Genomic DNA, 12876 nt, shown 5'->3' with positions numbered 1-12876 from the left:
ATAAGGCACCAGGCTGTCCATGGTGTCCAGCACGAAGCTCAGGTCCGGTTCGCGGTATTTGTTCAGCGGGGTCGGCACACACAGAATCAGGGTGTCGGCTTCCGGCGCGCGGGCGAAATCGGTGGTGGCTTCAAAGCCGCGTTCCAGCGCGGTGGCAATGCTGTCGGCGCTGATATGCTCGATATAGCTTTTACCAGCAGTCAGGGCATCGACCTTGCTCTGGTCGATGTCAAAGCCCAGTACCTTGTAGCCCACTTCGGCAAAACGCAGCATCAGCGGCAGGCCGACATAGCCCAGGCCGACAATGCCGATAACGGCGGATTTGTCCGCGATACGGTTAAGCAATTGCTGCTTGATCACAATGATAGTCCCAACAAAGTAAAAACCTGCCATGGCTGCATCCGGGCAGCCATGCACTGAATTCGGTAAGGTCTGGCAGTGTGCCGCACCTGGCTGGCGGGCTTGCTGATCTGGCTCAAACCGCACTTGTGCAATACCAAGCGCCGCATTATACGCCTGCTTGGCAAGCCGCTGGCGTTACCAAACGTGACAACACAGCCGACTGCGCCAAGTACCGCCGGCTCAGATCAGCAGATGCCCGGCACTGCCCTGATTGTTCTGTTTCAGCCGATTGACGAATTCGCCAAACTCCAGCCCGAAGCGGCACTCCAGCCGGTCGGCACGCTCTTTCAGCGCCTCCCACTGGGTCAGCGTGGGGCTCTGGCGGAAAGCCATCACCGCCACATTGCCATGACTGGCCGAGGGCAGTTCCAGCACCCGGCCTTCAAACACTGCCAGCAGGCGCTCGACAAAGCTGTGATAACGCTTGTCACCGCTCCACCAGTTGGTGACAAACACGCCATTGGGGCTGAGCGCACGCTTGCAGTCTTCGAAGAAGTCTTCGGTGGTCAGCTCGTCCACAATCTGCAAGCCATCAAAACCGTCCACCAGAATGGCGTCGGTGGAGCCACGGAAAATCTTCACGTAATCCGCACCGTCGGCCTCGATGATTTCAAAGAAATCACCCTCTTCCGGCAACTTGAAGAAAGCACGCGCCACGGCGATGACTTGCGGGTTGATATCCACCGCCACGCTGACGGCTTCCGGCAGGTATTCGTCGATAAAGCGGGCAAAGGAACCACCGCCCAGGCCGATTTGCAGAATATGGCGCGGGTCGTCGTTCCACAGCAGAAAAGCCATCATGGCGCGGCTGTAGGACAGCACCAGCTCGGGCGGATCGTCCATGTCCATCGAGCTCTGGATGGTTTCCGAGCCCAGATGCAGCGAACGGATATTGCCGGCTTCGGAGATTTCCACTTCCGGCATGTCGTCCACTGCCGCACGTACGCGGCGACGGAAAGGATGCAAGGCTCTACGCGCCACAGCCACCCTCCTCATGCGCCGGTTTGCGCGAATCCAGAATGCTGATGGTGCGACGTGCCGGTGCAGTCACGGCTTCTTCACCATCTTCAAGCGGCATTGGCGGATCGCGGAACTCTTCCTTGTCGAAGGCGGTGTCGCCGTTCTCGAAGGGGCTGTCACCGGTTTTCAGACCGGCAAAGTCGAACAGTCCGGTATCGCACAAATGCGAGGGCACCACGTTTTGCAGTGCGCGGAACATGCTTTCCACCCGGCCGGGAAAGCGCTTGTCCCAGTCGTTGACCATTTCCTTCACCACCTGGCGCTGCAGATTGGGCTGCGAGCCGCACAGATTGCACGGAATGATGGGGAACTGGCGCAAGTCGGCGTAGCGGATGATGTCCTTCTCGCGGCAATAGGCCAGCGGGCGGATCACCATGTGCTTGCCGTCGTCCGACACCAGCTTGGGCGGCATGGACTTGAGCTTGCCGCCGTAGAACATGTTCAGGAACAGCGTGTGCAGGATGTCGTCGCGATGGTGGCCCAGCGCAATCTTGGTGGCACCCAGCTCGTCGGCCACGCGGTACAGGATGCCGCGACGCAGGCGCGAGCACAGGCTGCAGGTGGTTTTGCCTTCCGGCACCAGCTTTTTGACGATGGAGTAGGTGTCTTCTTCGATGATGCGGTATTCCACCCCGATGGACGCCAGATAGCCGGGCAGTACGTCTTCCGGGAAGCCCGGCTGTTTCTGGTCCAGGTTGACGGCAACGATGGAGAAATCGATGGGGGCGGATTTTTGCAGACCCAGCAGGATGTCCAGCAGGGTGTAGCTGTCCTTGCCGCCGGACAGACACACCATGACCCGGTCACCCTGCTCGATCATGTTGAAATCATTGATGGCATCACCCACGTGGTGACGCAGGCGCTTGGCCAGTTTGTTGCCCTCGAACACGGCCTTTTTGGCCTTGTCGTCGAGCACGGTGTTCTGTTCGGACATGGGGTACGGCTAAGAAATTGAAAAACAGGCGATTTTACTGTTTTTCCCTGCAACAATCCATGTTCTTGCCCGGCAAGCCGTCACAAGTACTACAACACGATGCCACGTCCGCCATCCACCGCCAGGATCTGACCGGTGACATAGCTGGCATCCAGCAGCAAAAAGGCCACTGCACGGGCAATGTCATCCGGCTGGCCGGTGCGCTGCAAGGGAATGCTGGCTTCGATGGCGGCGCGCTCGGCTGCATCGAAAGACGCCTCGCCTTCCGGCCACAGGTTCACCCCCGGTGCCACACCATTCACCCGTACATCCGGTGCCAGCTCCAGCGCCAGGCTGCGAATCAGCTGGGCATGCCCGGCCTTGGCCAGGTTGTACACCACGTGGCGCTTCATTGGCCGGTCCACGTGGATATCGGAAATGCCGACAATGGCACCGCCAGTACGGCGCAAGGCCGGGGCCACCGCCTGGCTGAGAAACAGCGGTGCCTTGAGGTTGCTGCCCATCAGGTCATGCCAGGCCGACTCGTCGATCTGGCCGATTTCGGTAGGGAAAAAACTGGAGGCATTGTTGACCAGACCATCCAGCCGCCCGAACGCGGCAATGGCCTGTGCCGCCAGCTGACGCACCGCCTGCATGTCCAGCAAATCGGCCTGCAGCAGTGCAACCGATTGCGCTCGCTGTGCATTCAGCTCGGCAGCCAATGCTTCGGCATCCGCTTGCGAACCGCGATAATGCAACACCAGCCGCACACCGCGCGCATGCAGTCGCCGGGCAATACCGGCCCCTACCCGGCGCGCACCGCCGGTAATCAGTACCACACGCTGTTCATTCACTTGCATCAAGCTGTCTTGCTGTTGCTTCATGTCCTGTTCAGCCTTTCTTGCCTGCCTTGCAGTGCTGTGTTTGCGGACTGCGCCGACAACAAAATGCGCAGTGCCTCTTCACCCCTGCGCCGCTTTCGCCCACAATCGCCGCACATTGTAGCAGGATGCACGTCATGACCACCCTACCCGCCCCCAGCGCCGACGCGCTGGCCATCAGCCAGGCGCTGTGCGCCCACATTCGCCAGACCATCCGGCAAGCCGGTAGCTGGATACCCTTTTCCCGTTACATGGAACTGGCGCTGTATGCGCCGGGCATGGGCTATTACTCGGCTGGCAGCCATAAACTGGGCAGTGCCGGCGACTTTACCACCGCGCCGGAAATGTCGGCCTATTTTGGCTGCACCCTGGCCCGGCAGATTGCCGAACTGCTGCCGCAAACCGCTGGCACGGTGTACGAATTCGGTGCCGGCACCGGCAAGCTGGCCATTGATATCCTGACCGAACTGGAAAAGCTGGACTGCCTGCCGCAGCGCTATATCATCATCGACCTGTCGGCCGACCTGATTGCCCGCCAGCAGGATGCCATCCGCCGTACGCTGCCGCAGTTGGCGGAGCGGGTGGAATGGCTCAGCCAGTTGCCGGCAGAAATGGACGGCGTGGTGATCGGCAATGAAGTGCTGGATGCCATGCCCTGCGAGCTGCTGCACTGGACACCGGAACCACTGCAGCGCGGCGTGGCGCTGGATGGCGACAACTTTGTCTGGCAGGACCGCCCCATCCAGGACCCGGCCTTGCAACAGCAGGCTGCGGCGCTGAACATTCACCAAGCCGGCTATATCAGCGAGCTGAGCCTGAGCAACACCGCCTTCATCCACACCCTGGCGCGCCATCTGGTGCGCGGTGCCATCCTGCTGGTGGACTATGGCTATCCGGCGAGTGAGTTCTACCACCCGCAGCGCCATATGGGGACCTTGATTGGCCATTACCGTCACCACACGGTGGATGATCCCTTCTTCCTGCCCGGCCTGATGGACCTTACCTGCCACGTGGACTTCACCGCCATTGCCCAGTCCGGCATCGACGCCGGGCTGGATCTGATCGGCTACACCACCCAGGCGCAATTCCTGATCAATGCCGGCATCACCCAGCTATTGGGCGAACTGGACGCCGACGACAGCGCCAGCTACCTGCCGGTGGTGGCCATGGTGCAAAAGCTGCTGTCCATGCAGGAGATGGGCGAACTGTTCAAGGTGATCGGCTTTGGCCATGGCGTCAGCATCGACTGGCAGGGTTTTGCCCAGGGCGACCGCTGCCATACCCTGTAAGCCGGACAGCAGCTTGATTTGTCTGCAAACGGGGTTGACAGCCGAAAAAACGCTGCGTATAGTTCGCGTCTCGGTGCAAGCGCATCGAGAAACGTGGCGAATTAGCTCAGTCGGTTAGAGCGACGGAATCATAATCCGCAGGTCCGGGGTTCGAGTCCCTGATTCGCCACCACAGTTTGCGAAGTTTGACTTGTCAGGCTTCACGGCGAATTAGCTCAGTCGGTTAGAGCGACGGAATCATAATCCGCAGGTCCGGGGTTCGAGTCCCTGATTCGCCACCAGTTTCAGCAAAAGGCCAACTCTCACGAGTTGGCCTTTTTGTTTTTCCATCTTGCCAAAACCAAACCAAGCCACTGCATGGCGGCGCGCATCTGCAACAGATCGCAGGGCTTCCGGCAAAAAATCTTGCATATTTGATCAAACATCTGCATTAATACCCTCCAGCCATGCCCATGCACAACATGCCGACATGGACAACGGGTACACCCAAAGCCGTTCCAGCAGACAAATAACGACAAGAAACAGGGCAATCGAGCGAAAAAATCGCCGTCCCTACACCAAGACAGACTTCCCCCTACAAAAAAAACACAGATCAAATATTATCCGCCATTTTGCAATGCGGGTATCGAGAACGGCTGCCTGGCGCAGCCGGTTGCTAACGAGCATGCAACAGGGAAGTGCATCATGCAGATCAAATCCAGGCTCACCATGCTGGCCATCGTCACCACGACAGGCTTGTGCATGCTGGGAGGCGTCATGGGCTATACCCAGTTCAGTCTGGGAAAATTCATTCAACGCCTGGTGGAGGGGGATCTGCCCAGCGTACAGACCCTGCAGCGTTTCCAGACCGATGCGCTGAAAATGACCGTGGATGCCCTGCTGCTGGGTGCCACCGACAATGCCAATGAATTGCAGCGGCTGCCCAAGCTCATCAGCGACGAAGAGCAGGATGCCCGCGCGGCACTGAAAACCTACCGGACCCAGGCGCTAGGCAGCGAAGACCAGCGACTGCTGGCACAGGACCAGACCCGGCTGGACGACTACGCCCGCGTGCTCAAGCCCTATCTGGAAGCCACCGAAAACGGCGACATCGTGGCAGCCAAGTCAGCCCTGCGCCAGCTGGTTCCTACGGCCCGGGCAGTGCTGGGAGCGGGTGATGCCCACTTGCATTACAACTACCAGCTGACCCAGCAGGAGGCCGGCCATGCCACCGGCCTGTTGCAGTTTGTGCAATTACTGAGCCTGGCCACAGTCCTGCTCTGTCTGGCCGTGGTGGGCAGCATGAGCTGGTCGCTGACCCGCTCGGTGTCCCGTGCCATCAGCGGCCTGCAGCAAGCCATTACCGGTATTGCCGACTCACTGGACTTTACCCGTCGTGCCCCGCAGGACAGCGACGACGAACTGGGGGCCACCGCCACCTCATTCAATAGCCTGATTGCGCGGCTGCAATTGAGCCTGGGCGAGCTCACCGGCAATATCCGCCAGTTGACGGCAGCCTCGGCTGCTGTTGTCCGTGCCTCGGGCGAGGTGGCCGGCAGCGCCGCCAGGCAGAGCGACATTTCCGCCAGCGTGGCCAGCACCGTGCAGCAACTGACCGTCAGCATCAATCATGTGGGTAGCCAGGCGGCCACCACCAACGAGCAGGCACTGAGTGCCGGCGAGCTGGCCGGCAGCGGTGGCAAGGTAGTCAGCGCCACCGTCAACGACATCCGCGACATTGCCGGTACCGTCAGCACGGCCTCCGACAGCGTACGCCTCCTGGGAGAACAGGCGCGTTCCATCGTGTCGGCGGTGTCTGTCATCAAGGACGTGGCCGATCAGACCAATCTGCTGGCGCTGAACGCCGCCATCGAGGCCGCCCGCGCCGGCGAGCAGGGACGCGGCTTCGCCGTGGTGGCCGACGAGGTGCGCAAGCTGGCCGAGCGCACCAGCAGCATGACCAGCGAAATCAACCGCGTGATCACCGCCATCGCCAATAGCAACGAAGAAACCGGCAAGGCCATGGCCGCCACCGTGGCACGGGTGGAAACCGGCATGCAAAGAGCCGATGTCGCGCAGGATGCCATCGAGCGCATTGGCGATACCACCCGCGACCTGGTGGGACTGGTGGGCAATATCGCCGTCTCCATCCGCCAGCAGGCCAGTGCCAGTACCGATATTGCCCTGCAGGTCGACCATATTGCCCGCATGGCGCAAAACGCCAATGACGATGCATCCACGGCCTCGGCTGCCGCCCGAGCACTGGATGACTCAGCCCGTCGCATGCAGGATATCGTGGCGGCCTACCAGCTTTAAACTGCCTGGCAGACTGTCATGTGGTCTGCCTTGGCGCAAATGATGTTGTCCTTGGGCTTTCGGCAAAACGGGGCATGCATTAGATTGAAAGAACAGTCTCTGCTACAGACTGCCTTACCATCTGATGCGAAAGACCACCATGCCTGTCGCTCCCGCTACACCTGCCACCGCTGCTGATGGCAGCATCCGCGTCGACCTGCGCGAAGTCATCCAGGCACTGTCCGATGCGCTGGACCTGGTCGGAATCGACGACGTTGCCCACGGCAAGCGCGTCGGCATCATGGCCTGCCACTGCGCACGCACGCTGGGGCAGGATCGCCAGCAGGCGGGCTTCATGTTTGATCTGGGCCTGCTGCATGATATCGGCGTGTCTTCCACCCGCACCCATCAGCACCTGGTCAACGAATTCGACTGGGCAGGTTCGCAACAGCACTGCATCACCGGAGCCAGGCTGCTGGCCAGTTTTTCACCGCTGGCCGCCATGGCGGAACCGGTGCGCTACCACCATACGCAATGGGAAATACTGCATGCCATGCCTGCAGTCCCCACGCATATCGCCGAGCAGGCCAATCTGATCTATCTGGTAGACCGGGTGGATGCCCTGGCCGCACCCTACTATCAGGGCGGGGAAATACTGGTACATGCCGCTGCCATCCGCCAGCAAATTGAGCAACGCCGGGGTGGGCATTTTGCCCCGCATCTGGTTGACGCGTTTTTGCGTGCCTCGCAAGCAGAGGCATTCTGGCTGCAACTGGAAGCACGCGGCATTGCCGGCGTGCTGCAAGACATGCGCGAGTTGCACCAACCCTGCACCGCCAGCACTACCCAGCTCAAACAGCTGGCCACACTGTTTTCCTGCATTGTCGATGCCAAAAGCCCGTTTACCGCCCACCACTCGCTGGGTGTAGCCGGCTTGTCGCGCTGGCTGGCCGAGAAAATGGGCCTGCCCGCTCCGCGCTGTGAGCAACTTGAAATTGCCGCCCTGCTGCACGACCTTGGCAAGCTGCGGGTACCGGATGAAATCCTGGAAAAACCGGCCGGACTGGATGCACGGGAACGCAGCCTGATCAATGCGCACAGCTTCGAAACCTACCAGATCCTGCGCCACATCCACGGTTTCGAGGAGATTGCCTGCTGGGCTGCCTATCACCATGAGGAGCCGGATGGCCACGGCTATCCCTTCCATCTGGGGACTGCCAGCCTGAGCGTGGAAGCACGCATCTTGCGTGTGGCCGACATTTTCCAGGCACTGGCGCAGGACCGTCCGTATCGCACCGGTCTCAGTGCGGCCGAAGTTCTGGCCACCCTGCAACGCTTTGCCGAGCAACAACGCATAGACCCTGCCATTCTTGCTCTGGCGGCAGACGATATGGATGGTGCCATGGCAGCAGCCCTGCCAGCGGCTTGCCTGGCTTGAGTCCATTGCCGCGATTGCCAGCGCCGGGACAGGGGCGGATAATCGCCGACCCCGACCATGCGTCGCCCCGACCGGAGAATCAGCAAGATGAGTGAACAGGAAATGCGTCTGTCCAAGCGCATGGTGGAGCTGGGTTTATGCTCGCGCCGCGAGGCCGATGCCTTCATCGAGCAGGGCCGGGTACGGGTGGATGGCCAGGTGGTGCAGCAACTGGGCAGCCGCGTCAGCGCAGACCAGCGCATCGAGCTGGAGGCCCCGCGCATGGTACTGGGTGAACTGAGCATCAGTCTGCTGCTCAACCGTAGCGCAGACAGCCAGCTGCCGTTGGCCAGCCTGATCAGCCCCGCACAGCGATTTGCGCGCGACGGCAGCGAAGTGAACTTCAACCCGCGCCATCTGAAGGCCTTACAACAGGCAGGTGCACTGGATGCGGGCAGTCACGGCCTGCTGGCACTGACGCTGGACAAAAAACTGGCACGCAAACTGGCGGATGCCGAACAGGAATATCTGGTGCAGCTGGACAGCGCTCCCACGGCTGACGCGCTCAAACAGCAGCTGCAGCAGCTGACATGGCCGGGCAAGCCGCCACGTGGCCTGAAAATCAGCCGCCAGAGCGACCGCCAGCTGCGCATGGTGTTATCCGCCGTACTGCCCGGCCAGCCGCTGGCCATCTGCCAGGCACTGGGTCTGCAGCCACTGGGTCTGCGCTGCATCCGCATCGGCAAACTGGGTATCGGCGAGCTTCCTGTCGGGCAGTGGCGCTATCTGTTGCCGATGGAATCGTTCTAGGCCAGATCGCTTCCCAGGCCGGCCAGCAGCGCCTGCCGCACCGCTCCCAGCTCAGCCTCCAGCCTCAAGCCATCCGGCCAGGGCTGGCGGCGATGTCCCACCTCATCATCCAGGCGGTAATCCACACCGCCAGCATCCATGCCCAGCAAGCAGACGCCATCCGGTACGTGTGCCTGAGCCAGCCAGTCGGCCTCCTGCTGCAGTGACAGGCAGACTCCTGCCAGCTCTGCCGCCTCCAGCCAGCCCATGCGCCCCACCCCACCGATATAGCGCAGGCGGATGGGCTGCAGCCGGAAGAACATGAAATCCAGTTGCAGCAGTTGTTCAGCCGCTGGCTGATAGCGCAAAAACCGCTGGCGCAAGAGTGCATCCGGCTCGAAACGCGCAGCATCCGCCAGCAAGGTCAACCTTGCCGCAGCCTGCACGTCACTGGCACCGGCCTCCAGCACTGACAGGCTGCAACGCCCGTCAGCCAGCAGATTGCGGGTGTGTTCGGCCAGGGCGCTGATCAGCAGCAGCGGACGCTGCTGTTCATCCAGCACATAGGGCAATACCGTGGCATAGGGGTAACCGGGCAACTGCTGCGAATGGGTGGCCAGCGTGGCGTGATGCTGGGCATGCAAGAGTTGCAGGGCGGCGGCAGGGGCGATTTTCACAGGCAAGACTCCCATCGGGGCGGATCGATCCAGCCGCTGATTTTACCCCCGGCATCCGATGCGGGGCCAAGCACGGCAACCATGGTTTGCGCTGGCGCAAGCTCAGTCGGGATCGACCGGCTGACGGACACCGCTGACAAAGGCGCGTAGCTGATCTGCCGGCATGGGCCGGGCAAACCAGTAGCCCTGCATGATGCGGCAGCCCATTTGCTGCAGACAATCACTCTGCGCCTGGGTTTCCACGCCTTCGGCCACGACGTCCATGCCCATGTCGCGCGCCATGGACAGGGTGGCACGCACCACGGCTTCATCGTCGGTATTACCAGGCAGTGTGCGGACAAAGCCACGGTCTATCTTAAGGCGGCTGATCGGGAAACGCCGCAAGCGCGACAGGGATGAGTAACCGGTACCAAAATCATCCAGCGCAAAACGGCAGCCCAGTGCCACCAGCCCGTTAAAGGCCTGCAGGTGGTGATCGTCTTCCTTCATCAGCGCACCTTCGGTCAGCTCCAGTTCCAGCGCACCCTTCATCAGGCCATGGCGCTGCAGCAGCCCTTTCACGTAAGGCTGCAGATCACTACGCTCCAGCTGGATGGGCGACAGATTCACCGATACCGGCAGCTGCATGCCAGCATCACTCCAGCGTGCCTGCTCGGCGCAGGCTTCAGCCAGCACCCAGCGCCCCAGCTCGACAATCAGTCCGCTGCGCTCGGCCAGCGGGATGAACTCGCCCGGCAACATCAGGCCACGCTGCGGATGCTGCCAGCGCACCAGTGCCTCGCAGCCTACGCATGTGCCGCTGGCGGCATCAACCTGTGGCTGGTAGTGCAGCACCAGTTGAGCTGGATCGTCCTGCAAGGCGCGCCGCAGATCACGCTCCAGCGTCAGGCGCTCCATTGCCAGCACATTCATTTCCGGCGAGTAGTAGCGCAGGGTATCGCGCCCGGCCTCCTTGGCGGCATACATGGCCATGTCGGCATGGCGCAGCAAGGTGTCCGGGTCCTGTCCGTCCTGCGGGAACAGCGCCACCCCGATGCTGACGGTACAGCGTAGTTCATGCGCTTCCACCAGTACGCCCTGATCAAACAGGGCCTGCAATTGCTCGCCCAGACTATCTAGCTGGTGCTGCTGGGTATAGGGCAACAGAATCACGAATTCATCACCGCCCAGCCGTGCCAGGGTGGCATCCGGCGGCAGCGGTTGCTGCAAACGACGGGCAATGCTGACCAGCAGCTGATCCCCCACCGGATGTCCCAGACTGTCATTGACGGTCTTGAATTCATCCATATCCAGAAACAGAACCGCCAGTTGCTGCTGTTGCCCGGTAGCACCAGCCATGGCATTACGCGCCATGTTCAGCCAGCAAGGCCGGTTGGGCAGGCCGGTCAAGCTGTCGTGCAAGGCCAGATAAGTCACATTGGCCTCGGCCTTGCGCGTTGCATCCAGCTGAGTTTGCAGTTGCTGGTTGGCATCGGCCAGCTCGGCGGTACGCTGTTGCACCTCGCCTTCCATGCGCCGGGTATAGCCGGTGACAATCAAGAGGAAACCGCCAAACAAGCCGGTCAGGGCCAAACCGATCACAAAGGCTACCCACTCCAGCCAGCTGCGCAGACCATCCAGATAGTCGTCACTGGCACGCAGGCGCAGGGCCCAGTTTCGTCCGGCAAAAGCAAACAGGCTTTCGATATGCGGGCGCTGGCCGAACCAGCCGCTCTTGCCGCAGTTTTGCGGGCCGGACAGCCGGTGGAAACCCGGCAGGCCATCACGGTCGATCAGGCAGACTTCGATATCGTGGCGCACACCGTGTTGCAAGGTGACATTGACGATGTCATCCATGCGGAACAGGCTGGAAATCACCCCACGCAGCACTTGGTGCTGTTGCGTATCACTTGGCCCGTACACTGCCTGATAAAGGGCGATGGCCTTTTGCTGGCCAACTTCCTGTACCAGACGGATGGCCGGGCTGGCTTCGGATTGCCCGCTTTGCATGCTGCGGCGTATGGTGCCAGCCAGCACGGGGGAAGACAGGATATCCAGCCCCAGCGCTCGCTGATTGGGCTGCACCGGCTCGTTGAAGCGAATGGGCAGATAGGACGGGTGTTGTGGCGATGGCTGCGTATGGCCGTCGCCATCGCGCGCCTTGACCGGGCTGCCACCCAGCACTTCGCGCTCGAAGCCGGCACGGTCTGCATCGCTGACCAGCGGACTCCAGCCCAGGCTTTGTGTTCCCGGCAGGCGGGCCAGCCAGGAGCCGGTCAGTTCGCGCCATTGATCTGCAGATGTCGCCGGGCTACGCGACTGCAACTGCTGCAGGGCCAGCATCACATCCAGCTGCATGTCCAGCCGCTTGCGCAGCGCCTGTTCGATCTGGTTGGCATCGCGATTGAACTGGCTCTGCACACGCAGGGCTTCCCAGTGGTGAATCAGTACGCTCAGGCTGCCCATGGTCAGCGCGGTCATCAGCATCGGCCACAGCAGCGCCCGGCTGCGCGCGCGCCACTCGCTGCGCGGACGGCCAAACCAGGCCAGCATCAACGGCAACATGATGAGGCAGCCAAAGGTATCGCCCAGCCACCAGTTCCATACATTGAACAGAGTGTCGCTCTGTGTCAGCACACCCAGGGCCACCAGCAGCGGTACGCTGAGACCGCTACTCACCAGGCAGGACAGCGGGATCAACAGCAGCATCAGCCGGATAACGCTGTATGGACTATCCAGCCGGTTGGGCCAGCCTATCCAGCGGGTAACCAGCCAGCGTCCGGTGAGGGCCTGCAAGGTAGCGGCGGAGGGAACCACCAGCAAGGCAAGAAAACCCGTGCCCTGCACGCCGGATTGCCAGCTGGCTACCAGTTGCACCAGCAAGGATCCAAGCAGGACACCGGGCCATAGACGCCGGCCCCACAACAGCAAGGACATCAGGGCAATACCGGCTGCCGGAAACACCGGTGCGGTATAGCCAGGCGGAATGGCACTGTAGAGCGACGGAATGCCGATCAGGGCATACGCCACAGCCAGCCGCATGATGACGGGAAGTCGAACGGACACTAGACACCTTGCAGTAATAAATGACAGCTTGCTGACATTATCATGATGTGCCGGGAGCGTCACTCACCATGCTCAACATCTTGATGCAGCGTATGACAATTGGGAAACAGGCGAGGTAAGGAACGGTAAAATCCTGCTACTCCGCCAGCCGGTAGCCGTGCATCCTGGC

10 protein-coding genes and 2 tRNA genes are annotated in these 12876 nt (G+C 61.3%); 6 read left to right on the top strand and 6 right to left on the bottom strand.

The window, feature by feature from the left end:
• The 4 genes from QVF59_RS09165 to QVF59_RS09150 form a co-directional block, all read right to left on the bottom strand.
• A partial coding sequence (locus tag QVF59_RS09165) for an NAD(P)-binding domain-containing protein (RefSeq protein WP_287879110.1) occupies positions 1-393 on the bottom strand: 393 nt, incomplete at its 3' end.
• Positions 394-582: 189 nt separating this feature from the next.
• Positions 583-1398, bottom strand: coding sequence for a polyamine aminopropyltransferase (locus tag QVF59_RS09160; protein WP_287879109.1), 816 nt, complete (start codon positions 1396-1398; stop codon positions 583-585).
• Positions 1373-2356 carry a tRNA 2-thiocytidine(32) synthetase TtcA gene (gene ttcA / locus QVF59_RS09155; protein ID WP_287879107.1) on the bottom strand — a complete coding sequence of 328 codons (984 nt, stop codon included), beginning with the start codon at positions 2354-2356 and terminating at the stop codon, positions 1373-1375. Before ttcA ends, QVF59_RS09160 begins: the two co-directional genes overlap by 26 nt.
• A gap of 89 nt (positions 2357-2445) precedes the next feature.
• On the bottom strand, positions 2446-3219 hold the full coding sequence (locus QVF59_RS09150) for a pteridine reductase (RefSeq protein ID WP_240902532.1): 774 nt from the start codon (positions 3217-3219) through the stop codon (positions 2446-2448).
• Between the two features lie 134 nt (positions 3220-3353).
• On the opposite strand from QVF59_RS09150, the gene QVF59_RS09145 reads away from it, so the two are divergent.
• From QVF59_RS09145 to QVF59_RS09120, 6 genes are all read left to right on the top strand, one after another.
• Positions 3354-4505: a class I SAM-dependent methyltransferase gene (locus QVF59_RS09145; RefSeq protein ID WP_287879106.1), complete on the top strand. Its 1152-nt coding sequence runs from the start codon at positions 3354-3356 to the stop codon at positions 4503-4505.
• Between the two features lie 95 nt (positions 4506-4600).
• Positions 4601-4677, top strand: a tRNA-Met gene (locus QVF59_RS09140).
• 32 nt (positions 4678-4709) lie between these two features.
• Positions 4710-4786: transfer RNA gene (locus QVF59_RS09135), tRNA-Met, on the top strand.
• A 403-nt stretch (positions 4787-5189) separates the two neighbouring features.
• The gene (locus QVF59_RS09130; protein WP_287879104.1) at positions 5190-6800 is read left to right on the top strand and encodes a methyl-accepting chemotaxis protein; all 1611 of its coding nucleotides are present in this window, start codon (positions 5190-5192) and stop codon (positions 6798-6800) included.
• Between the two features lie 139 nt (positions 6801-6939).
• On the top strand, positions 6940-8217 hold the full coding sequence (locus tag QVF59_RS09125; RefSeq protein ID WP_287879103.1) for an HD-GYP domain-containing protein: 1278 nt from the start codon (positions 6940-6942) through the stop codon (positions 8215-8217).
• An 87-nt stretch (positions 8218-8304) separates the two neighbouring features.
• Entirely contained in the window at positions 8305-9006 is a 702-nt protein-coding gene (locus QVF59_RS09120; protein WP_287879102.1) for a S4 domain-containing protein, read from the top strand.
• Here QVF59_RS09120 and QVF59_RS09115 read toward each other — a convergent pair.
• Together QVF59_RS09115 and QVF59_RS09110 are read right to left on the bottom strand one after the other, a co-directional pair.
• Positions 9003-9662, bottom strand: coding sequence for a HugZ family pyridoxamine 5'-phosphate oxidase (locus QVF59_RS09115; protein ID WP_287879100.1), 660 nt, complete (start codon positions 9660-9662; stop codon positions 9003-9005). The genes QVF59_RS09120 and QVF59_RS09115 overlap by 4 nt on opposite strands.
• Before the next feature lie 102 nt (positions 9663-9764).
• Entirely contained in the window at positions 9765-12707 is a 2943-nt protein-coding gene (locus QVF59_RS09110; RefSeq protein ID WP_287879097.1) for a bifunctional diguanylate cyclase/phosphodiesterase, read from the bottom strand.
• Positions 12708-12876: the final 169 nt, after the last annotated feature.

The organism is Aquitalea sp. (genome assembly GCF_030150775.1).
Lineage (GTDB): Bacteria > Pseudomonadota > Gammaproteobacteria > Burkholderiales > Chromobacteriaceae > Aquitalea > Aquitalea denitrificans.
Note: the sequence above shows the minus strand (reverse complement) of the source record. Positions and strands in the feature narration are given on the sequence as shown.